Genomic DNA, 22,971 nt, shown 5'->3' with positions numbered 1-22,971 from the left:
ACTTTTCTTCTATAGATTGCTAATTTATTACTGAATGTTAAGCGATTCTAGTACACTCTCTAATGTTTGACCTTTATAAGTCTTTTTAGGTTTAGGAGCATTTGTAGCTGTCGGATTTTGCATTAAATAATTTTTCTTTACAAATCCCATATCTGTCGCATCCACTTTTCCATCAAAGTTAATATCTGCTTCACGCTTACTTGTGCCCCAATAAGTTTGGATATAAAGTGCATCAAGAACATCGATTGCGTCATCTTTATTTACATCTCCAGCAATTGCAGGACTATAGTTAAGCTTCATGCGTTGCCCTATTAAACTACCGTTATCATTATCACTAATGTTAAAAGGTTTTCTTACTGTAAAATGTCCAGGAATATCCATAACAATTGTGAATGGCTTATTCGTAATTGGTAGTTTCGTTAAAGTAAAAGATGGCTGTTTTGAAATGACGCCATTATAAGTAATTCCATTCACATCAACCGCTTTAAGTGTTCCACCAACTGTAGTATGGTCAATTCCAAAATACGCTGCGCCATCTCTCATTAGCCCTTCTGCTAATACATCGCCAAACGTTTCAGAATAAGTTGGAATCATCGATACATAAAAATCTGCAGACTTTACTTGTACTACATTATTTGCTGTATCAGTATAATTTGTATTTGTACTTACAAGTGCAGTAGGTTCTTTAATGAATTTATCATCTCGAACTTTTAACGTAATATCCACTAATGGAATATTCCCCGACACCTTAGTCTGCTCAGGTAAAGTTGCAGTGATTTTCATATTTCTTTGTGAACCAGTTAATGAAAATTCTTGATTAATATTAACCTCCCCATATTTACTTGCTTCTGGATTTGGCTTTACATCAATCAGATCAAAATAAGTCATTAAATATTTAAAAGCAAACTCAGCTTTGTGAAGATCCTTTACATTATTTAGAGATAATGTATATTTAAACGTCTCACCCATTTTGACATCTTGTTTTTCCGGTTTCGATATTGCATATGGAGTCCCTTTTTTCGCAAAGAAGAATTGTTTAACGCTACGGAAATCCTTGTTTGTTGCTGCATCTAGACCATACATTTGCACCGCTAAAAGAGAATTTGATTCAATCATGGGAACATCAACTGAGAAAGATCCATCTTCGGCTACTGGCATAGACTTATATGTTCCCGCATTATATCCGTACATCAGCTTGTTAGATGCTTGAGTAAGATTGATTCCATTTGCATTCATATCATCATACTCTTTATCAAAGATTGATCCTTTTAACTGAATTGTCTGCTGGCCAGGTTCGTATTCGTAAACTCCATCAGGCTTATCCATTTTGACTGTTGGCTTTTCATTATCGATATAGACTGGGCTTTCAGTTTCGTACGTTGTTCCATCATCTTCAGTTGCGATTAACCTGATTTTATATGCTCCTTGAGGTGCCATTACTTTTTCATCTGCAATTGGATTTTTCTCGTCACCAGTAAGTGGGTAGTACGATCCATCAAATGCTCTTTGTAAATAATAAGTTACATTATCCATTAAAGGGATCCCGTCAATTTGACCAATATATCCTATTTCTTTATTAGTTTTAGAATCTTCTAAAACTAAATCGACATATCTCATATGAGATTTAAATTCAAACATCACGCTCGCATTATTAATTTGTGCTAAGTGGAAGCTATCGGTTTCTGTTGTAAAGACATTCGGTGATACAATCATCCCGTAAATTCCTTTTTCAACTGTTCGAACTGCGAATGGCACTTGATAGACTTCATCTGGATTCGATTGATTCGTGTAAGTAATATACCCTTCATAAGTACCTAAAGAAGCGCTTTTTGGGATAAAAATAGAAACGACAGATTGCTTTTTGGAAGCTGCATTTACTTTAATCGATTTATCGGTTACAATTCCTACTCCATTTGCATCAGCATCCTTCGAACCTAATCGATCCTTTTGAAACGCTACTTTTACATCAAATGTTTTAGCTTGTTTACTATTGTTATAGATTGTAAGTGTTCGCTTGTCTCCTATATTTTGTCCATTAGGTGCCATCGTACCAAAGCTAATTGCCCCAGTCTTTTCTTTAATTTGCTTTTCCTTACCATTTCGAATCATTGGTGTTTCATCAGAAACTTGAACTTCAACATCAGAATGAATTGCTTCATATGGATCCACTCGACCAGAACCAACTTCATAAACGCTGTATGGATCTTTTAATGGATCTGCTGTATTCATTAAAATTGTTTTGATATCAGCTGGTGTATAGTTCGGATTTTTTTGAAGTAATAAAGCTGCAATACCTGAAACATGCGGTGTTGCCATTGATGTTCCTGATAGTTGTTGGTATGCGTAATTATAGTTTCCAATATAATTCGGACCATTTATATAAGATGGTACTGTGGAAAGTATTTGTACACCTGGTGCGGTAATTTCTGGCTTAATATCATACGTTACTTTTGTTGGGCCTTTTGAGCTGAAAGATGCTAAATGATCTCCCTCTGATGAAACCACTTCCTTAACATCATCAAAAGTAAATGATGCCTCTCCATTTTTTAATTGATTATAAATTGCATTCCCTTCCTGTTTTGGTATGAAAAATGTAGGTAGATAATTAGGACTTTTCCCTAAAGATCCTAAAGAGCTGTAAGTTTGATCTGGATCATAGAGAATAACAGCTTTTGCTCCGTATTTTTTTGCAGTAGCTATTTTTGTACTTACATTTGCATAATAAATATTCGTCACGACGATCTTTCCAGCTACATTTTTGTTAGCAAAATCTGCTTCAAGGCCTTTACCCACATCAACAATTGGTAGTGATTGTCCTTTAAAACTAGATATAGGATTGTCGAAATTCTCTGCGTTTATTTCCATCTGAGATGCAGGCAAATCCCCTATACTAGTATGAAGTGTTCCTTTAGGTTGCAATACTGTTGTACGAACATCACTTGCTCCAACAGTTAAAGCAAGAGCTGCAGCTCCAGGAGAACCGACTGTATATGAATTTGGGCCTGCATTTCCCGCAGCAACAACTGCTGTTACACCTTGAAGTACTGCATTATTAATCGCAACACTTGTTACAAAAAGTGGATCGTTGTAATTTGTTCCTAACGAAAGGTTAATGACATCCATTCCGTCTTGAACTGCCTTATCAATTCCTGCCAAAATAGCATCTAATGTTCCTGAACCATATGCTCCTAATGCACGATACATATATAAGTCTGCATCGGGTGCTACTCCTACAAGCGCATTTGGTGAGTTATTTTTCCCTCTTGCCGCAATTGTCCCAGATACGTGAGTACCATGTTCCGTATAATAAGCATTGCCGCCATTTGCTGCCGGTTTTCCTGCCTTCACCCAGTCATCGTATGTAGTTTCCATAGGATCTGAATCGTTATCTACAAAATCATAGCCGCCCTTATAAGAGTCTTTTAAGTCAGGATGATTATAATCGATACCTGTATCAATTATTCCTACTTTAACTCCTTTACCTGTATAGCCTTCTTCATGAAGCTTATCAATTCCTAAAAATGGCATACTACTTGGCATATTTGAAGAATCATTAGAAACATTAGTAGTATTAGCTTTCATTTCTATAGGTGGATCGATATGTACTTCACTATCGCTCCAAACTGCTTTTACAGTAGTTGATTTCAACAATGATTTAACTTGATTCGATGGAAGAGTCATCGAAACACCGTTAAAGGCTGTTTTGTATGTACGCTTAATTTTATATTGCTTTTGTTTTAAGATCTTACTTGCATCATTTTTAAAGTTTTCATGTGAGGCTTCAACTAATTGATTAGCACTTGATGTAGATAAGCTTTCACCTTGAAGCTGAGATTCAAGCATCGCAATCTTGGATGGTTTTGTTTTAAATTCAACGATGACTGAGATTGGTTTATCAGTTTCTAGATTGACATCCGATGAAATTTGCAAACCAGTTTGATCACTTGTTTGAAGTTGCTTTAATGCTTGTCTCTGAGCTGGAGTAAGCTTTGATAGTACTTGCTCAACTAATGAAGTAGTTTGAGCATGTACATTTGATACAGCAGATATTGGTGCAAATGTACTACAAATTAGCCCCATACTTAGCGTCAATGGAGTGATACGATTTTTAATCTTTCTCATCTTTCTCATCTTTCTCATCCTTCTCTTCCCTTCAATGAAATAGTCCTACTCGTTTTATTATAAAAAGACTTTATGGAATTTTACTATTTTGAAAATTCTGTCAAATTAATTTTTTTATAAAAAAAGAACGATAACAAAAATTGTCATCGTTCTCATTTATATTTGAAATTAGTTACCTACCAAGTATTTGTAAATATTTTCGTTCATGCTCTGAATTAATCTTATCTCTATATTTCCAAAACATTACGAAAGCCTTACTATACGATTTAGCAACCCCTAGTTCAATTGCTGAGATAACAACATCTAAAATTTCATGCACGCCTTCGGTAAATTTATTTTTTGCACACTGATATAAAGCATGTGTATAGCAGAGCTGCAAATGCATTTGCTGCTTGAACGGTTCATTACTTAGAGCGTTTTCCTCAAAAATATGAATATATTGCTTTAACAAAACCTCAACATCGTCGATCCGCCCAAGTTTTAAATAGACTTCTAAAATTCTAGGTAATCCAGCAAACATGTCATCTCTTCCCTCCAACCAATTGAGGTAACGATCAACATATTCATAATAGCCAAATTCTAAATAAACGACAAACCGATTCCCTATAGCTAATTCCGCATAACATCTATTTACTTTTGAATATCGGTCTATTATACTCAAAACCTCTTCCAATGAGCCACCTAAACGAAGCGATGCGAATCCTTGATAAAGGAGTGCCCTTCCATAATATTCTTCCTCCTTAGCAATTTTCTCCAAGGCCTTAGCGTAACACATTACCTTTTCCCAATTCTGACGTATATAACAAGTTGCCATTATCCACAAATAAGTAGATAATTGCAATTCCTGTGGCAAATTATGAAAATGCCTTAAAACAAGTACTTCAGCATCAGGTCCCTGTTCCGTCAACCGAACTATGTAATATTTCCTATAGTAACTTTTAGCTAGTTGTGCTGAATGATGATCGGGTGTACTCTCAATAACACACTCATATAGTGGTAACGCCAGCAGCACATTTTTCTCTTCAAAAAGCTTTTCTGCGACTAAAAAAATATAATTTAAGTTCTTCTTAAGTATCTGTTTCGACCTTTCATCTAAAACTCTATTAAACATATTTTGAAGCAAATCTTCGTACCCAAGTGATGCGCACTTATATAAAAATTCCATACTTCTTCGTTTATCCATAAACTTATTTTCATTAAAACACTCTTCAATATAATCTGAATAAAAAGTACCTTCCTCCAGATTGAGGCCCGCAGTAATTGCATCCAAATTACGTAATGAAAGAGACTGTTTATGATTTAGAATTCGGCTTATTTCAGTCAAATGCATATTAGAATTTTTAGCGAGTCGAGTTATATTCCAGCTTTTTTCATTCATATGATCCATAATCGTGTGAAACAATTTTAAATTCAACTTACTTAGCTTCCTTCCATCATTTATTTTGAAAATCTATTTAAATTTGCCGAAACTTTCATATTATTAAATTTCTTCTCTATTAATTAGAAAGCTCTAATGAAAAACTGTCAAGGTGGCTTATGGACTAAGTATTTTTTTAAAATGACATTAATCACAGAAGCTCAAAGTCATTAATTTTTTCTTAACATACCTTAAAAAAAATAAAACGACTGTTCTATCAATAGGACAGCCGTTTTTTTTAATTCATTCTAGAACTCATTTTTACTTAACTAATTAATTGATAAATTTTAAAAATTACCCAAATAAAAATCACTAGCCAAACCATTAAAATTAATGATCCGACTATCCAATTTTTAGGTTTACCATTTTTCATCATTTCTTCTGCTTTCATTTCACAGTCTACTATTACATTGTCTGGTATCAGCTTTAAAGAAATATAAATACCTATTGGAATGAGAATTACATCGTCTAAATAGCCTAAAATTGGAATAAAATCAGGGATTAAATCAATCGGACTAAAAGCATATGCTACTACACAAACTATGAATACTTTTGCATACCACGGAACACGTTCATCCCTACAAGCAAAATAAAGTGTGAAGATTTGGCACTTTAATTTCTTCGCCCATATTTTTATTTTTTTTAGCATTTTATCTCCTATAAATTAGCGTTTATTTTGAATAATTATATCAAAAATTATTTATCAAAATTGTAAAAAGTCGGAAAATCTACTCTTAAATTAAAACAAATGTTTTACTACTAAATCTTGGGCAAAAATATAAACAAGCCATCCTAAAATTCCAAGCCCGATTGAACTAATTAAGTGCATTGAATGCTGAAGAGCCAATCCAATAATTAACAGCATCACGACCGTACCTGGGATTCCTAATACGACTCCATAAGCAAATTTACTTAATGTTTGCACTTGTTCGCCTTGAACATTGAGCCATATTAGACTTAATAAACTAACAATAGGTAATGCCGCAATCAATCCACCCTGTGAAGGGAATCGACGTGCAATTTCGGTTATAACCCCGATTATAATTGCTGAAGTAAATATTTTAATAATCGCGTACATTTTGAGCCCTCTCTTTCATTAAATTAAAGGCTTTTAAAATCGTTTCTCTTTCTTGTTCGGTCATCTGTTCAAAAAGAAGCTGTTGAAGTTTTTCTTCATTTAAACTTGAATTTTGTAACAAAACTTCTTTCCCTAAATCAGTAAGCATTAGGATTACTTTTCGTTGATCAATCTCACCACGAGTTTTATAAACGTATTCTTTTTCTAGTAAACGTTTAACATGTTCTGATGCTGTATTTTGAGAGACTGTAATCCCTTCAGCAATGTCCTTTATCCCAACTTCATCTTCTTTATCGATAATTTGTAAAATCCTCACGCTTTGGTGAGTAATATTTTCTTTATGCTTATATCGTAAAAGATAGTAAATATCTGTCCATAATTGGTTCAATTGTTTAATTTCTTTATCCATATTAGTTCTCCTTATATCGTATAATACGATTATATCTTATAATACGATATATGTAAATAATAGAGTTCAGGAAAGTCAGTGAAAAACGATAGACTGCAATTAAAAACTGAGAATGGCAATTAAAAATAGAGAATCGCAATTAAAACAAGAAATTACCCATACTAGTTAAGGTATTATGGAATTAAAATTGTTCAATCATTACTACTTTTAAATGGAAAACTAGCAAATATGCTCTCATTCTTTTCATATCGAATAAAAATTGATATTAATCTAATAATATTTTTTAAAAAATTTTAACTTATCAATTGAAATACCTCCCACTATGTATATCAACCTAGTTCAGAACTTTATAAAAATGTTCACAAATAAAAAAAGGGCGTCCCTGTGTCAGTTAACCTGACTTTTTGGACAGCCCCTTTTAATATAAAATGATTCTTAAATAGAAATTGGTGGCAATGTATTCCCTGTTTCAAGTAAGCTTTTTAAGTTACTTAAAATTGCTGGCCAGCCATTGTTTAATCCTTCAAACGTATCATCACGATCTACTAAGTCAGTAGGTTCAAGATTTTCATGTTTCAACGTTAATCTAACTGTTGACTCTAATTCTTTCAACACAAATGTAACGATTGATGGTTCTTTACGGTTCGTCGGATCATTTGTATGATTCCACGTGAAAGAAAGTAAACGAAATGGCTCACATTTTAAAATGGTTCCATAATCTGTAACTTCATCATTTCGTAAGTAAGAAACCGTTGAACCTACTTGCCAATCTGATTTAATTGCAGTTCCGAAAAAGTATTTTTCAGTATATCGAGAGTCCGTTAAAGCTTCCCATAGTTTTTCAGGTGTAGTTGCGATGTATGAGACATAAACAAATTGTGGTTTATTCATTGTTATAATCCTCCTCAAGTCCATTTTTTTAATACACGTGTTAGTATTGTACACGACTACTAATTCAGAAGCGTTATATTCTATTTTACATCATTGATTTATAACCCGGGTTTACTTTTCTCGCGAATTAATAAAGCACTTGCTAATGATCCAATAAGCAAAAAGATGGCAATGAACAAATCTACATCTTTGATACCAGCGTTGAAAGCACTAAAAACAATATTCTTAATGTGTTCATAAGCTGGCATTTGTTTGAATACTTCAGCTTGTTTACTCTCAAAAATTAGCGATCCAGCAAAAGCTCCAGATTTATGAAAAACTTCTAGCATTTGATGTTTAAATCCTGAATCAATATTTTGAATCGCCATAATATGTTTATCCAATGAATTGTTATATCCTTCTGTCAACTTAATTCCCAGCATTACTACACCAAATGAAATGCCGACTTGTCGGAATACGTTTAAAATACCGGAAGCCATACCAACCTGTTTTTTATCAACTGAACTCATTGCAGCATTAGATATTGGCGGATTTACTAAAGCATTACTAATTCCTAAAAGGACAAATCCAGGCATTAAATAGCTCCATTCAAAAGGAACTTTGATCATCTGACGCATAACAAGTATTCCAATTGCTCCAATAAATAGTGCACCACTAATCAACCAACGATTGCCGATTTTTCCAGAAATAATCCCAGCCAAAGGGCCTAATATGATGGTAAACCCACTAATAAGTAGCATTTTAACTCCAGTTTCAAACGCAGAGTAACCCATATAATTTTGCATAAGAATAGCTAAATAGGTGAATCCACCATATAGACCAGCTCCTAAAACAAAAGCCGCAATGTTGGCACCGTTAAATGACCAATTTCTAAAAATTGATAATTCGATCATAGGTTGTTTTACAATTCTTTCAGTAATAATAAATGCAATTAATAAAATTATCGATAAACCTAATAAAGTTAAAATATGCCAATCTGTCCACAAATAATTTTCATGCATTTCTTTTTGAATTAGAGCTAATACCGTCGTAAAAATCAATGCAGTGCTTAAAACAAATCCTAAAAAATCAATTTTTTCATTACTGTTCTTATTGCTTTCCTGAATGAAGAATAACCCTAATAGAATAGCTAAAATACCAAAAGGAATATTTACTAGGAAGATTGATCGCCATCCAAAACTATCAACTAAGGCACCGCCAATAAGTGGACCACCTGAGATAGCAACACCAACAACACTACTCCAGATACCTAATGCAAGACCTCTTTGTTTTTCAGGAAATGAAGCAGTAACAATAGTTAGTGATAAGGACATCATAGCTGCTCCACTAATTCCTTGAAAGCCTCGGAAAATGTTCAACCAAAGATCACTACTTGCTAAACCACTAGTAAGGGAACCTATCACAAAGATGGCTAATCCCAATAAAAAAACTTTTTTACGTCCAATGATGTCTCCTAATTTCGAGATTGGCAATAACATCGCAGCATATACTAAAGTATAAGCATTCAAAACCCATTGTAAATTTGAAAAATCAGATGAAAAATTTTTTTGAATCTCAGGTAATGCTACATTCACAATTGTAATATCAAGCATTGCCATTAATACAGCTAAACTAACCGTAATTAAAACCCACCATTTTCTATTCGTTTTTTCCAAAATAAAAACCCCTTTCGTGTTTTTGTGCACACAAATGCATATATTAAACAAAATGAAAAGCACCCTACTTTTCCAAATTCATGAGTGCTTTTATATTATTCGTTGTCTCTTCAAAAGTATCGACAATAAATTCTTTATTTGCTTTGTAGTAAATCTCCCGACCTTCTTTCCTTCTCTGTACAGAATTAAATCGATTCATTAAATCTAGATGACGTGAAATCACTGAACGATTTTGAGGAAAATGCTCAGCTATTTCTCCAATAGTCATTTCCCCATAAATAGAGAGGAATATCAACAGTTCGCTTCGGACTGGGTCTAAAATTGCCCTGAAAAATTCAATATTAATATTGTCTTCAATCATTTTTTTACACTTATTTGGATCATGAATTCCCATAATCTCACCACCTAATTTCTATTATATGCATCCGTGCGCACATGTCAACAAATTGATTTTTTGAGAAGATTTCTTCATACCGTGTTTATTAGTTAAGGAATTTAAAGTGGAATGTTTTACTCTGGCACAGAAGAAATTACTTTCAGTTAGTTCCTTGATCATTAATAATATCAATTATTAGTTGAAGCAGTTTGTAAGGTTTTTTCCGCAATATCCTCTTCATTTAAACTAAATAACTTTGAGCTTATGAAAATTAGGCACACCACTCCAAGTACACATCCTGCAAGTAAAAAGTAAAAAGATGCTCCAAAAAATTCTGATAAAACACCTGCAATAGTTGTACCCAACTGAATAGTTACACAAGCAATCATTCTGAATAGACTCGTACACCTACCTAAAAGATGATTGGGAACAATATTCTTTGCACAATAATCTAATTCATGTTTAGCTTCGAGAATTAGGAAGTAAAGTAATCTATTAATTGTCATTATTTTGTAACATTTTTCACAAACTAACATTTAAAAATAATGATATTATTCTTATGAAAAGAATTTGATTACAAATCTTTTCCCCTTTAAACCTTTTAAATCTTTAAGTCCCTTTTAAAATCTTTAAAATCTATAATTTCCCTATTAGCCCTATTGACTTGACACTCTCAAATAGGGCTCTTTTTTTATTTAAACAGATATTTTAACTTGAAAAAGACTATCTTTAAGTAACGCTTTTTCAACTAAAGCATTAGTTAGTTCAATATGAATCTATTTTTCAACCTCAAGTTGTAATCTTTTTAAAGCTGTTTCTCTCGCTTTGTATTCATAATAACCTTTTTTAACATTTAAGCTTCCCAAGTTTTCAATTGCTTCAATGTTTCCAAATCTTCCTAGCCCTTCGATTGTATGACCTCGTACTGTTTCATCTTCTAGACATCGACTAATATCTTATATGCTTCTGGCGTTTTACTTCTAGCTAATGTTCCCATTAACGTCTGTCTTGCACTTCCAAATGTTACGTTTTTACAGATTTCTTTCACCATCTCCATTATTACTAAATTAACCCTTTATTTTTATTCATACTGCCTAATAGAAAACCCACATTTTTGGTTATTTTATATAATTACATTAAATGAAATACCCCATACAATAATCTTGCAAGGTCAAATGAAAGCGCTTAATTAAAGATACACCTCGCAAATTAAAGAGGGGGGAATCACAAACGACAAATCATACATAGCTCCACCATGTTTCGCTTCTTTGCTCACCAATGAACAAATTAGTTTGTCAAATGCGGTCAATCATGAAATTGGTCTAATGAGCCTAAATACAAGGGATACGCCCTCTTGAGATGACTTTTTTATTATTCACCTTTTATTTGCCTAATTGCCCATGTGACTCGTTAACAGTATTTCACTAAAAGGTAAGCTTTTTACTATTGATATCTGCTACATGACCTTAAAAATGGCGTTATTAGGTAAAGTATGCATCAAGTTTTCGTTCCGACTTTCAGCTTTAAAGTACGTATTAAAAAATAGAGTTTTATCCAAATCAGGCTTTTCTCTTGGCCTTGTTATCGGATTGGAGACTCACCAAAAAATTGTTTCACTAGGAGGAAACATTCATGTCAACCAGCGTTGATGAAAAGAAGTTACTGGATCCAGAGTTTGAACACACTCCTGTTCCCAAAGAATACCGCAAAAAATTATCATCCGTTGCAGCTGTTTGGTTTGGTTTTCCAATGGTATTAACCAGTGCAGTAATCGGCGGACTTATCACTGCACAGCTTGGCTTTAAAGCCGGCGCCTTAGCAATGCTGCTTGGTAATCTCCTCCTTTTCGTCATGGTAGGCTTACTAAGCTATGATGCCGGCCGTTCGGGATTGAACTTTTCTCTGACCGCACAAAAGACATTTGGACGCTCGGGTTATTATATTATTTCCGGATTACTTTCTACAGTTGTAATCGGCTGGTTTGCTCTTCAAGTCGGACTTACTGGCGCTACAATGCATGGGTCATTTGGTGCTAATTTGTTAATAATGACCGTCATCGGTGGAATTCTCTATGTTGCAGTAACTTATATCGGTATTAAGGCTTTATCTTTCTTAGGGTGGATTGCAGCACCATTTTATTTTCTAATTGCCATTATTGCAATTGTTATGGCAATGAAAACCGGTAACTCTGATATTTTAAACTATCATCCTCAAGTTTCAAATGCAATGTCATTTGGAGCTGCTGTAACGTTAGTATTCGCCGGGTTTGCCGATTCAGGTACAATGACAGCGGACTTTACTCGTTGGGCAAAAAGTGGCCGTGAAGGGATTTTATCAACCATTTTCGCCTTTCCAATCGGGAACTTGATTGCCGAGCTTGTTGGAGGAATTATTGTAGCAACTGGAGTTATCCCAAATCCAGCTTCAACCGGTGGGGACTTCATGTCAGTATTAGCGGGACATGGTCCATTGCTTACCATCTTGTCTATCCTTTTTGTCTTTATCAATTTGGGTTCTGTCGGTACACATTGCTTATACAATGGCGCTGTAGGCTGGTCACATATGACTGGTAAAAAAATGAGACCTATCACGCTTATAATTGGTATAGTCGGTTTAATCGTTGCAGTTTCTGGAATTTATAATCACTTTTTCAACTGGCTCGTTCTTCTTGGGGTAATCATTCCGCCTATCGGAGCAATTATGATTATGGACCGCTTGGTTCTTCAAAAGAATGATTCGGCAAATTTAGTAAACTGGAGACCACTGGCATTCTTTGTCTGGATTTTGTCTTCGGTCATCGCATTATACTGTAACTTCTACGCACCACATCTTTCAGTAGCTTTTGTTGGCCTTGTATCTGCAGCCATTTTCTATGGGATAGGCAGCAAGTTAGTCAAAGGTCCCGACTCTATCCCTGAAATGAAATAGGTTGTATGAAATAAAAAGATATGAAAAAGCCGTCTCCTTTTTATAAAAGGTGAACTGCCCCCCAATTGTTAGATACGTCGAACAATTGGAGGTGCAGTTTTTTTATGGTGAAATTTTCTCCAGAAAAAAATTGCTAAATCCAGTGATGTTCGTCCTAGTATTCTTCACAATTTCCCAAACCAATTATAAAGAGTTATTCTTACATAAAGAAAGAGCACAATTCTTGCTACAGAATTGCGCCCGATTGTGGAAGATTTCTTTTGGTAATATTCTCACCCTTTGTGACCGCTTAGAAAAGCTCAAACAATTACAAAAATCTCATTTACTTATGATACGGCTCCCAGATATTAATACTAAACTACATCCTTTACAATATGCCCATCTGCCATTTAGGACAATAAAAAAACCTACTATTTAGCAGATTTTTTATTCAACATACGCATGCGTTAGTTTATTAAGATTTATTTCTTTTCATTTTCTTTTGAACTAAAAAAATTAAAGCACCTAGCATTATAAGAAAGACAATTCCTGCTACAATTAAATTAAAGGGACTGTATTTCCATCCGGCATACTCACCTTTTCTAATAGCTTTTATATATTTACCATCAGCTTCAACTGCTATTGCTTTTTTCGTACTAACACCTTTTATTGAATAATATTTTGTACCCCTTTCATAAACATTGGAAAAATTACCATAATAATTACCTTCAACATCTGCATACTTTGTAACTGACCCTATTTCTCTTCCGATTTCTGTTACATACTCATCGCTAATAACATAAGTGTAATCATTAAAAACAACAAACTTATATGCCCACTTCGCTAAAGTATTGTTTGGGTATAAAAATAAAATCATTAATGCCATAAATGTGATAAAGATTGGCAAGTACTTTCCTCTCACACTATCACTCCTAAAATATGTAATCAGTACTTGTTTTTAATTATCTACTCCGATAAATATGGAAATAGCATCCTTATTTCTTATTCAATAATTCACCCGAAATACCTTTAATCTTATTCCAAAAGACTCTAATTATCACAAAAAAAAACGACTATACAGTCGATCATGTTGTACAACTAACGCATCCGTTATAATAAGATTGATTTAATAAGCTTCATCCTTTTTCAGTAGAACGATTTTTTATAGCGACTAAGCATTCGCACGTATATTCAACTAACGCGCCAGTTAATATGGTTGAACCCGATAACATAACCACCAACTACATTAGCGATATTCTTAGGAACGCCTAAATCAATCAATTTATCAGTATCAGTTTTAGCTTCTTTTTGGCATCCACCAAGTATTAAATTAAACAACAAGATGTGAAAATTACTCTTTATAATATACTGCATAGTGAATAGGTTCTTCAAACCCTAACTTTTCTGCTAATCGTATTGAGCCAAAATTATCAATATCACATTCCCAACGAGGAGCTAAACCTTTATTTATACAATCTTGTATATACATTTTTGCAGCAATAAAGGCCAAACCCTTCCCTCTATATTCTTCTTTAGTTGCAATGTCTATTTCGGAGAATAATTCATTAGCAAATACAGATGTACACTCACATACAGACACTTCTTTATGTAAAACACAAATTCCAAAACCATTTTCTAAATAATTTGAAACAGAATCCCAGTAATGCTTATAGTAAATTGGTTTAAATCCAACATTTGACTGAAGTACATTTTCATCAATTTTTTTTAATGAGTAGTCTTGAGGTAATTCATAATTATCTAGTATTCCTTCTTTAAATTTAAACGTAAAAGAATATCGATCCAACTTAGTTAATTTGTTATTTAAAAGGTCATTAATTAATTGATTCCAAGAACCTGATGAAGAAAATAAAATAAAAGGTAATTTCTTCTCTTCTACTCTATCAATATAAAATTCCTTTAACCAATAGTTAAAAGAAATATTTGAAGTTTCTCCAATTACACAGTAGAATCCTGATTTCGTACCAATAAAAATGGAATTTGGAGTTTCGATATGATCAACAAATACCTCACCATCTACTATCTCTTGCAAAACTGAATAAACAAACGTAGGTATATAATTTATTGAAATAATTAATGGAAAAATATTTTTATATTCTTTATTATTTAGTTTAATCATTGATTCACCTTTCTTTATCGTCGTTTTTAAATTTCATTCATGCCAACAGTTGCTTTATGCCCATGCCATTAGTTTTGTTATCCTATTCGGCTAACAGAGTAAAATAATTCTTCCATTCTATTTCATTAATGATATCGTTACTACTTTTTTTCAAACTCTTTTTATAAGTAGTAAGATTAGAAATACCATTGTTCATGGCTTTAGCATAAAATGCATCTAAAATCTTGTCATCAATATACAGTTGCCCTTTTTTAATTTCTATTTTTTCTCCAGGTAATCCTACAACCCTTGCAACATTCTTGTTACCATTTTTAGGTGAAACATAATAAACAACTTCACCACGCTGAAATTTATTTTGTTTATAATAGGTTGTATCGACTACTAATGTACCTGCATACTCATGATTTCCTCGGTACATTTCATCGTATAAGTGTTCAATTTCTTTAAAACCTTTCGATTCAACAATTGGAACAGTTTCCAAGGTAGTCTTATCTTTAATTGTTTCTATTACAGTAGTCTTATCTTGAGATTGACACCCTACAAGAATGAGACACATTCCGATTATAAAAAGTAAATGCTTGATAATCCCCTCCTCTATTTAGAATATTCAATAAAATGGTATTATTTACCTTTTATTTTTCCTAAGAAGGAAATTTATAAAGCAATTAATCAGTAAATGAACTTAAAAGTGATAATAAAAATAATGATGAAAATTTTCAACTCTTCTAAAGTTCAATATTTCACTTACATTATTCGTGTCTATTATTTAATTTCTTATGCAACTTAACTGCCAAATACTTAAAAAGGAATCGATTTTCATCGATTCCGGAAATTTTGCTATTACTTATGAGTTAAGTGTTAATTACTTCTAAATGATAAAATAAATTTCTCCCCTACATTAATAATTTGTCTAATCGTAGAAAAACGCGGATGAATTTAGGGTTTACAAATATTAAAATACGTACCTGTTTGTGAAGTATATCACTTAAACTATACTGCCATTATGTTGAATAAGAATCTTTTCAGCAATTGATTTATTTCTAACTATTTACGATAAAAAACCAGAAAAGCCTTCTAACAGGTTTTCTGGTTTTTCACTTTTTTACTGAATATTAGTTTACCTGTACAGGATAAACCCGTTGATATGACTTTTTTATTCGGTCATATTAATCTAATATTTAGCCTATCAGTCTATTCAAATACTTGGCGTAGTTCAATCTGTCCTTCACCAAGACCATGTGGATCTGGTGCGCGCATCGCCCACTCAATGGCTTCCTCGCGAGATTTCACATCTATGAACCAGTATCCTGCAATCAACTCATTGACTTCAGCGAAAGGTCCCTCTGTAATGATCGGCGGTTCTCCAGGAACAGGGTATGTTATACGAATACCGTTGGAGCTTGGATGAAGTCCACCGACTGACACCAGAACTCCAGCTTTCTTCAGTTCTTCATTATATTTCTTCATCTCAGCAAACATCAGATCCATCTGCTCACTTGGCATTGTCCCTGCTTCAGAATCCTTTGAGGCCTTCACAACCATCATAAATTTCATTAGTAACTCCTCCTCTGGCTTAGCTCAATAAAAAAATCGACTTTTCAACCGACCAAGTTATTCAACAAACGCATTAGTTAGTTGAATAAGAAAGTCTATCAACACCTATGAAAAAATTAATTTATTGATAATATAAACAATTAATAACAAACTAAAATACTTTATAATTTCTTTGGTTTTCCATTTATCAAAAAAATAAACAGTGATAAAAACATAGAGTACTGACAATATTAACATTATGAAATCGGATAAATGAAAAAAGTATTGTAAACATGAAAAAACTATAATAATTACGAATACATGAAGACCTTCTAAATCTTTTTTACCTTCTTCTTTTACCTTATCACTCATAGCTTTTCACCTCAATTAAAGAGAACAAGATATCGAACTAAAGCATCAGTTAGTTGCATAAGGATTAAATTTAATACTCTACTACATTAAGCCATTGACCATCAGGACCAATTGTAATATGGGAAATTCTATTTATTTCAAACAATTTGTAAATGTGAACATTCTTCTTGTTTATATTTTTTAAAAGTTCTGTTGCATCGGTTTCTGAAAAAACCAGATGGTCCATTGTGGTAGACCGTAGATAAAATTCAAAAATATATTTATTCAGATTGTCTTTTACATAACCTAAATGACCTATTTCCCTTGGAAAAACTCGTGGTAAAGGGAATTTATTTAGTTCATTAAAGTCACTTGCTAATTCCTCTAATAGTTCTTGTTCGTACTCAGGTATAATCGCATAAATATAACATCCTTGCTTGTAGAACTTATTAAATGTATTAACAAACTCTTGTTCATCTATTTCTTCATCGAGTAATATTTCACGTACATTCGGAACATATTCCAAAATGAAATCACCCCTTTTTTATGATTATACAATTTGCTTTGAAATATTTCCTTTTGCAACTATCCTGCCATTTTGTTGAATAAAAAAATCGACTAAACAGCCGATCTTGTTATCCAACTAATGCAGTGCGTTAGTTCAATAAGAAAAACAAAGAACCTTCTATGGTGGACTTACCCCTGTCAAGTAGACACTAATAAAAAAGGTGTTTTAAGCAGCCTTAGCCCTGTATTCAATAGGGCTAAGGCTATTTAATTTCTTTTGAAATCTTTTATTGTTGTAGTACCAAATATATCGCTTTACCGCATGTTCAACCTGGTTCTGATCATTAAACTGATAGCGGTAAAAACACTCGGTTTTAAAATGACTGAAGAAGCTTTAAATGCATGCATTATCCAGACAATTTCCTTTTCTAGACATACTTGCGTTTATATTGTATCTTTTAAGTGTTAGGTTATATCTTTTTGAGGTGTATTGGAATCCTTGATCACTATGTAATAGGAGTCCGCGTACATCTCTTTTTTTTCCTGCTTTTTTTACTGTATCTAAAACTAGCTTTAAATCGTTTCTTTCGCTGATTTGGTAAGAAACGATTTCGTTATTATACAGATCTTGAATAACGGTAAGATATAATCGTTTCCCGTTAAATATAAGGTAAGTTATATCAGTTACCCATTTCTTATTCGGATCTTTTGTGTTGAACTCTCGATTTAAATAATTATTAGAGATAACGTATTTTTCCTTTCGTCCAAAATGCTTCCATTTTTTCACACGGATTTTAGCTTGAATTCCATTTTCCTTCATAAGTCTGTATACTCGCTTATGGTTTACTACCAAGCCGTGAACTTTCTTCAACCATCTTTTAACTCGTACATATCCAAAGCTCTCATTTATGTCTGGATCTTGGTGGCATTCTTTGATTTTAGAAACTATAAATTGATCTTCAATTTGCTTTGTTGAAAGACACTCTTTTTTTCTAGCCCATTTATAAAATCCACTTTTAGAAACCCCTGCAATCTTACAAAGTAGGACAACAGGATAACTTGTTTTCAGTTCATAAATAACACTATATTCTAAGGCTTTCTTTTTTGTATCATCTCCTTTTTCAAGGCTAAGAGCTTTTTTAAATATGCGTTCTCAGCTTCTAATCTTTGGATCTTCTCTTTATCACTTAATGGTTCAATCCTAGGTCTGCCTTTATTAAATCCTGTTGCCTTGCCACGTTTTTCTTCAAGTCCTTGGATACCTTCTCTTTTATAATGGTTAATCCATCGTTTAACGATTGAAATACCAATCCCTAATTCCTTACCAATACTATTAGCGCCCATTCCTTCTTCATAATACAGCTTAATCGCTTGAAGCTTAAATTCTTTATCATATGTCTTTCTAATTTTCCCCATAAAAATTCCCCCTATAGTAGACAGTACAGCACCTTTCTTTTAACTGTCTACTATAAGGGGATTATTACATGGTAGAAGGCTCTTTTATTATTCTCCAGTTTCAGCAAACTGTTTAATACGAAATCCAATTTGTTCACGAACTTCTTGGAACACATCCCATTCTTGACCAGCTGGATCATCAAATCCCCAATGAACACGTTTCACATGTGGTGGCGTTACTGGACATACATCATTCGCATGACCACATAAAGTCACAACTAAGTCTGCATTGTTTAAGATGTTATTATCGATTAAGTCTGATGTTTGATTACGGATATCAATTCCAACTTCATCCATTGCCTTGACTGCATTCGGATTTACACCATGAGCCTCAATTCCAGCTGATAGGACGTTCCATTTATCTCCTAAATATTGTTTCCCCCAAGCTTCTGCCATTTGGCTGCGGCAGGAGTTTCCAGTACATAAGAAGTAAATTGTTTTTTTATTATCTGCCATGTGTATTCCACCTTAGTTTAAATTTATATTGTTGTTTCTTTTGCAAAATATTTTCTTCTCATCCACAAGGCTGCGTTAACCAACGCAATCATTACGGGTACTTCAACCAATGGACCAATTACTGCTGCAAATGCTGCTCCTGAATTAATTCCAAATACTGCAACTGCAACTGCAATTGCTAATTCAAAGTTATTACTTCCAGCTGTGAAAGCTAAAGTTGTTGAAACTCCATAACTTGCTCCCGATTTCTTCCCTAAGAAGAAAGAAACAAAGAACATAATGATGAAATAGATTAATAAAGGAATTGCGATACGAACAACATCTAAAGGTAGCTCTATAATTACTTCTCCTTTTAATGAGAACATTACAATGATTGTAAAAAGTAATGCGATAAGTGTTATCGGACTGATTTTAGGAATAAATTCTTTTTCATACCAATCTCTACCTTTGGCTCTTACAAGAATTAACCTTGTAAATAGACCTGCTAAAAATGGAATTCCTAGATAGATGAAAACTGATTTTGCCACTTCTGGCATTGTAATATCGATAGACATACCTTCTAAACCAAAAACTTTTGGTAATACTGTTACGAAGAAATATGCGTAAACAGAGAAGAAGATCATTTGAAAAATGGAGTTAAAGGCTACTAATCCAGCCGCATATTCACGATCACCATCAGCTAAATCATTCCATACGATAACCATCGCAATGCATCGTGCTAAACCAATCATGATTAAACCAACCATATACTCTGGATAATCTCTTAAAAAGATAATTGCTAATAAAAACATTAATACTGGTCCAATTAACCAGTTTTGAATTAATGATAGAAATAATACTTTTACATCTTTAAATACTCTTCCGATCTCTTCATAACGAACTTTAGCCAGTGGCGGATACATCATTAAAATCAATCCGATAGCTAAAGGTATTGAAGTCGTTCCAACTTGTAATTTGTTTAGGCTATTTACAAATCCAGGTGTTGAAATGCCAAGAATTATCCCAATTGCCATTGCTACGAATATCCAAAGGGTTAAATATCTGTCTAAAAATGATAATCGTTTCATTCTCTTCTCCTTTTAAACACTAACAACAAGAATTAACTTTAGATTCAGTGGATGTTTTACAACAAGACGTATTTTCTATTTTTTGAACTTCACTATCTGCTTTAGTATAGAAGAATTCCCACTCATTTCCGTCTGGATCTGTTACCCAAAATTTATCTTGTACCGCATAGCAACAAGTTGTATCCATTTCTTCACGTGCGAAGAAACCTTCTTTTTCTAGTCTTTCCTTATGAAATAAGATTTCTTCAGATGTTTCAACTTGGAAACCAAAATGATTTACTTGATTACCCTCAACTTGATCACGAACATTTATCGTGAAATTAAGACCTGGATTTTCTAACAGAAACTTCGCATATCCTTCCTTCACTTTAATAGGTGCTAAACCAAATACCTTTTGATAAAAAACAATAGATGCCTCTAAATTTGTTACATTAACACCTACATGAACATATTTCATACAGAATTCCTCCCTTAATTTATAAATCAAAAAAAATTGATTTAATGATTAAAAAAAATTAACAACAACTACTGCTACGGTTACCGTTATCTGATTTTCGGAAAATACAACAAAGCTCTTCTGATAGCAAACTGTTAACTTCTGTGTCGTTTAAATCGTAATAGCTCCATGTACCTTTCGTCTCTTTGACAATGAGCCCTGCGTCCAACAAGATTTTCAAATGATAAGAAAGCTTTGATTGTGTCATATCAAACGTTTCGGTTAAATCGCATACACATGTACTTCCTCTTTGGCAGAGCTCATACATGATTTCTAGACGCTTCTGATCAGCTAACGCTTTAAATTTCTGCTCATATTTCTGGAACTGTTGTGTCATCTCAGTCATATGCTTTCTCCTTCATCAAATTTTCTTGATGAATTTAGTATATGTTAATTTACCAAATAAATGCAATATATTAATCAAAAAAAATTGATTTAATTAAAATTCCTTGTTCAACTAGACTGCCAGTTAGTTTAATAAGAAAATCAAAATTCTACTATAAAGTCCAATAAAAGTTAAAACGCTAAAAATAGAGAAAGATGCCTAAGCTAAAAACGTAAAATATGGAGGATTACGCCTTCTTTTTTTCAACTATAATCCCCCCTATTTTTAAAGTATTACTATTTTAATAAGCTATAAAAATAGTTAGAACTTTAAGTACTTTATGTTGCATACCAATTTTGGAAAGTAGTATCAAAAAGCAAAAAAAGAGAAATTGCCGAAACAATTTCTCTTTTTCATTCTATTAGCCTGCAAGATCATTCGAAGGTCTAGCAGTTTGTTCTCTTTTCCCTGGTTTAACAAAGATCATTGCAACCATTCCTAGTGTTACTGCGATTGATGCTGCGATAAACATTGCACTATATCCGTGTTTTGCTACTAGGCTACCTGTTAGGGTTGGTGCAATAATTGTTGCTAGGTTTGCGATGAAATGTGTTACACCACCAAATGTTCCAGCTTTTTTTGGTTCTGTATCTAATACGACTGTCCAATAAATCGAGTTTGGTAGATAGTTAAATGCATTACCAATACACATTAAGATTAGGACTGCTGTAGCACTTTGAACGGTTGGAATTAGCATGAAACAAATTGCTGTAAAGAATAAAGAAATAACTGTAAACCATGATCTAGCAATACGTAAATTTCCTGTTTTTCTAAGAAGTGAATCTGATATTTTTCCGCCTAGTAATCCTGTGAAAATAGCTCCAATCCATGGAATCATTCCAACAAATCCTAGTGATGCTAATGAAAAACCGAATTCATCTTGTAAATATTTTGGCGTCCAAGTAAGTAATAATATATTTACATATAAAAAGGCAAAATATCCAATTGCATTCATTACTAGATTAGGATTTTTGAAAAAATAGTACCATGGTGTAGATTCTTGTTCACTTTTTCCACTAACTGGATTATTCAAACGGATGGTCTCAAGTTCTTGTTTTGTGACATTTGGATTTTCTTCTGGTAAGTTTGTAAATACTTTAGACCAAATAAATGCCCAAATTAGACCAACTACCCCAAGAATAATAAATGTCACTTTCCAATTTGCAACTGATAATAGAGCAACTACGATTGGTGCAGTAATAAGTGCCCCTACAGGTGTACCTACTAAACCAAGTGCAACTGCAAACCCTCTTTCTTTCGGAGAAACCCAGTTGGCCATAGTTTTATTCATTGTTGAAAGGGTAGGTCCTTCTGCAAATCCGAATAAAACTCGGAAAACTGCGAAACCAGCTAAAGCTGATCCACCAAATAATGTTGCACCTAAATGACCAGCAAATACAGTACCTAATTCAAAAATTGACCAGGCAGTTGCGGCAAGTAGCCACATAAATCTTGGTCCTTTTTTGTCAGCGAAAGCTCCTCCAAATAATGCACCGAAAATATAGCCATATCCAAAGTAACCTAAGATTTCACCCCAGCTAACTGGACTTAATCCAAACTCTTTAATGATTTCTGCCTGTGCATATGAAATTGCACCTCGGTCAATATAATTAACAATCGTGATCATAATGATCATAAAAATGATAAAGAATCTATAATTATTTTTCATTAAAAGATAGTTCCTCCTATTAATTTTTTTATTAGAAGAACCCGCCATTTATTTATCATT

Annotated in this window: 22 protein-coding genes and 1 pseudogene; 1 reads left to right on the top strand and 22 read right to left on the bottom strand. The window is 33.3% G+C overall.

From position 1 onward, the window contains the following. Positions 1–27: 27 nt before the first annotated feature. From ACFWM3_RS14180 to ACFWM3_RS14140, 9 genes are all read right to left on the bottom strand, one after another. Positions 28–4,131 (bottom strand): S8 family serine peptidase, encoded by a 4,104-nt coding sequence (locus ACFWM3_RS14180; RefSeq protein ID WP_390311746.1) that lies wholly within the window; start codon positions 4,129–4,131, stop codon positions 28–30. Positions 4,132–4,294: 163 nt separating this feature from the next. Further along, on the bottom strand, positions 4,295–5,536 hold the full coding sequence (locus ACFWM3_RS14175) for a hypothetical protein (protein ID WP_390311745.1): 1,242 nt from the start codon (positions 5,534–5,536) through the stop codon (positions 4,295–4,297). A gap of 268 nt (positions 5,537–5,804) precedes the next feature. Beyond that, the gene (locus tag ACFWM3_RS14170) at positions 5,805–6,188 is read right to left on the bottom strand and encodes a YkvA family protein (RefSeq protein WP_390311744.1); all 384 of its coding nucleotides are present in this window, start codon (positions 6,186–6,188) and stop codon (positions 5,805–5,807) included. Between the two features lie 90 nt (positions 6,189–6,278). After that, positions 6,279–6,617, bottom strand: coding sequence for a DUF3147 family protein (locus ACFWM3_RS14165; protein ID WP_056473024.1), 339 nt, complete (start codon positions 6,615–6,617; stop codon positions 6,279–6,281). Then, positions 6,601–7,026 (bottom strand): MarR family winged helix-turn-helix transcriptional regulator, encoded by a 426-nt coding sequence (locus tag ACFWM3_RS14160; RefSeq protein ID WP_390311743.1) that lies wholly within the window; start codon positions 7,024–7,026, stop codon positions 6,601–6,603. The genes ACFWM3_RS14165 and ACFWM3_RS14160 overlap by 17 nt, the downstream gene beginning before the upstream one ends. Positions 7,027–7,461: 435 nt before the next feature. Continuing rightward, the gene (locus ACFWM3_RS14155; protein WP_390311742.1) at positions 7,462–7,917 is read right to left on the bottom strand and encodes an SRPBCC family protein; all 456 of its coding nucleotides are present in this window, start codon (positions 7,915–7,917) and stop codon (positions 7,462–7,464) included. Between the two features lie 98 nt (positions 7,918–8,015). Continuing rightward, complete coding sequence (locus ACFWM3_RS14150; protein WP_390311741.1) at positions 8,016–9,572, bottom strand: MFS transporter; 1,557 nt, start codon at positions 9,570–9,572, stop codon at positions 8,016–8,018. Positions 9,573–9,636: 64 nt separating this feature from the next. After that, complete coding sequence (locus tag ACFWM3_RS14145; protein ID WP_390311740.1) at positions 9,637–9,966, bottom strand: ArsR/SmtB family transcription factor; 330 nt, start codon at positions 9,964–9,966, stop codon at positions 9,637–9,639. A 170-nt stretch (positions 9,967–10,136) separates the two neighbouring features. Further along, entirely contained in the window at positions 10,137–10,337 is a 201-nt protein-coding gene (locus ACFWM3_RS14140) for a hypothetical protein (protein WP_390311739.1), read from the bottom strand. Between the two features lie 1,243 nt (positions 10,338–11,580). Here ACFWM3_RS14140 and ACFWM3_RS14135 point away from each other — a divergent pair. Further along, entirely contained in the window at positions 11,581–12,876 is a 1,296-nt protein-coding gene (locus ACFWM3_RS14135; protein ID WP_390311738.1) for a purine-cytosine permease family protein, read from the top strand. A 454-nt stretch (positions 12,877–13,330) separates the two neighbouring features. Here the strand turns inward: ACFWM3_RS14135 and ACFWM3_RS14130 are convergent, their stop codons facing one another. The 13 genes and pseudogenes from ACFWM3_RS14130 to ACFWM3_RS14070 all read right to left on the bottom strand — a co-directional run bounded on the left by ACFWM3_RS14130 (position 13,331) and on the right by ACFWM3_RS14070 (position 22,911). Next, complete coding sequence (locus ACFWM3_RS14130; protein ID WP_390311737.1) at positions 13,331–13,777, bottom strand: hypothetical protein; 447 nt, start codon at positions 13,775–13,777, stop codon at positions 13,331–13,333. A 429-nt stretch (positions 13,778–14,206) separates the two neighbouring features. After that, a complete protein-coding gene (locus ACFWM3_RS14125; protein ID WP_390311736.1) occupies positions 14,207–14,992 on the bottom strand; it encodes a GNAT family N-acetyltransferase in 786 nt (261 codons plus the stop codon). 82 nt (positions 14,993–15,074) lie between these two features. Beyond that, the gene (gene lepB, locus ACFWM3_RS14120; protein WP_390311735.1) at positions 15,075–15,473 is read right to left on the bottom strand and encodes a signal peptidase I; all 399 of its coding nucleotides are present in this window, start codon (positions 15,471–15,473) and stop codon (positions 15,075–15,077) included. A gap of 710 nt (positions 15,474–16,183) precedes the next feature. Then, entirely contained in the window at positions 16,184–16,546 is a 363-nt protein-coding gene (locus tag ACFWM3_RS14115) for a YciI family protein (RefSeq protein ID WP_056476508.1), read from the bottom strand. Between the two features lie 421 nt (positions 16,547–16,967). Further along, a complete protein-coding gene (locus tag ACFWM3_RS14110; protein WP_390311734.1) occupies positions 16,968–17,402 on the bottom strand; it encodes a hypothetical protein in 435 nt (144 codons plus the stop codon). 207 nt (positions 17,403–17,609) lie between these two features. Beyond that, positions 17,610–17,765: pseudogene (locus tag ACFWM3_RS14105) on the bottom strand (IS3 family transposase); the annotation flags it as partial. A 12-nt stretch (positions 17,766–17,777) separates the two neighbouring features. Beyond that, complete coding sequence (locus ACFWM3_RS14100) at positions 17,778–18,530, bottom strand: IS3 family transposase (RefSeq protein ID WP_390311788.1); 753 nt, start codon at positions 18,528–18,530, stop codon at positions 17,778–17,780. Then, positions 18,473–18,799, bottom strand: coding sequence for a transposase (locus ACFWM3_RS14095; protein ID WP_390311733.1), 327 nt, complete (start codon positions 18,797–18,799; stop codon positions 18,473–18,475). Before ACFWM3_RS14095 ends, ACFWM3_RS14100 begins: the two co-directional genes overlap by 58 nt. A gap of 87 nt (positions 18,800–18,886) precedes the next feature. Further along, entirely contained in the window at positions 18,887–19,294 is a 408-nt protein-coding gene (arsC, locus tag ACFWM3_RS14090; RefSeq protein ID WP_390311732.1) for an arsenate reductase (thioredoxin), read from the bottom strand. 23 nt (positions 19,295–19,317) lie between these two features. Continuing rightward, complete coding sequence (gene arsB / locus ACFWM3_RS14085; RefSeq protein ID WP_390311731.1) at positions 19,318–20,361, bottom strand: ACR3 family arsenite efflux transporter; 1,044 nt, start codon at positions 20,359–20,361, stop codon at positions 19,318–19,320. Between the two features lie 19 nt (positions 20,362–20,380). Next, positions 20,381–20,818, bottom strand: coding sequence for an ArsI/CadI family heavy metal resistance metalloenzyme (locus ACFWM3_RS14080; RefSeq protein WP_056472988.1), 438 nt, complete (start codon positions 20,816–20,818; stop codon positions 20,381–20,383). Positions 20,819–20,876: 58 nt separating this feature from the next. Continuing rightward, positions 20,877–21,194, bottom strand: coding sequence for an ArsR/SmtB family transcription factor (locus ACFWM3_RS14075; protein WP_056473131.1), 318 nt, complete (start codon positions 21,192–21,194; stop codon positions 20,877–20,879). A 409-nt stretch (positions 21,195–21,603) separates the two neighbouring features. Then, a complete protein-coding gene (locus ACFWM3_RS14070) occupies positions 21,604–22,911 on the bottom strand; it encodes an MFS transporter (RefSeq protein WP_390311729.1) in 1,308 nt (435 codons plus the stop codon). Positions 22,912–22,971: the final 60 nt, after the last annotated feature.

It is taken from the genome of Gottfriedia sp. NPDC058432, assembly GCF_042721555.1.
In the GTDB taxonomy this organism is placed as follows: domain Bacteria; phylum Bacillota; class Bacilli; order Bacillales; family Bacillaceae_G; genus Gottfriedia.
This window is presented reverse-complemented; position numbering and strand designations above follow the sequence as displayed.

Coding starts and splice junctions, on each gene's coding strand:
- ACFWM3_RS14180 (WP_390311746.1), bottom strand. CDS start 4,131: ATGAGAAAGATGAGAAAGATTAAAAATCGTATCACTCCATTGACGCTA.
- ACFWM3_RS14170 (WP_390311744.1), bottom strand. CDS start 6,188: ATGCTAAAAAAAATAAAAATATGGGCGAAGAAATTAAAGTGCCAAATC.
- ACFWM3_RS14165 (WP_056473024.1), bottom strand. CDS start 6,617: ATGTACGCGATTATTAAAATATTTACTTCAGCAATTATAATCGGGGTT.
- ACFWM3_RS14160 (WP_390311743.1), bottom strand. CDS start 7,026: ATGGATAAAGAAATTAAACAATTGAACCAATTATGGACAGATATTTAC.
- ACFWM3_RS14155 (WP_390311742.1), bottom strand. CDS start 7,917: ATGAATAAACCACAATTTGTTTATGTCTCATACATCGCAACTACACCT.
- ACFWM3_RS14145 (WP_390311740.1), bottom strand. CDS start 9,966: ATGGGAATTCATGATCCAAATAAGTGTAAAAAAATGATTGAAGACAAT.
- ACFWM3_RS14140 (WP_390311739.1), bottom strand. CDS start 10,337: ATGATTGCTTGTGTAACTATTCAGTTGGGTACAACTATTGCAGGTGTT.
- ACFWM3_RS14135 (WP_390311738.1), top strand. CDS start 11,581: ATGTCAACCAGCGTTGATGAAAAGAAGTTACTGGATCCAGAGTTTGAA.
- ACFWM3_RS14125 (WP_390311736.1), bottom strand. CDS start 14,992: ATGATTAAACTAAATAATAAAGAATATAAAAATATTTTTCCATTAATT.
- ACFWM3_RS14115 (WP_056476508.1), bottom strand. CDS start 16,546: ATGAAATTTATGATGGTTGTGAAGGCCTCAAAGGATTCTGAAGCAGGG.
- ACFWM3_RS14095 (WP_390311733.1), bottom strand. CDS start 18,799: ATGGGGAAAATTAGAAAGACATATGATAAAGAATTTAAGCTTCAAGCG.
- arsC (WP_390311732.1), bottom strand. CDS start 19,294: ATGGCAGATAATAAAAAAACAATTTACTTCTTATGTACTGGAAACTCC.
- arsB (WP_390311731.1), bottom strand. CDS start 20,361: ATGAAACGATTATCATTTTTAGACAGATATTTAACCCTTTGGATATTC.
- ACFWM3_RS14080 (WP_056472988.1), bottom strand. CDS start 20,818: ATGAAATATGTTCATGTAGGTGTTAATGTAACAAATTTAGAGGCATCT.
- ACFWM3_RS14075 (WP_056473131.1), bottom strand. CDS start 21,194: ATGACACAACAGTTCCAGAAATATGAGCAGAAATTTAAAGCGTTAGCT.
- ACFWM3_RS14070 (WP_390311729.1), bottom strand. CDS start 22,911: ATGAAAAATAATTATAGATTCTTTATCATTTTTATGATCATTATGATC.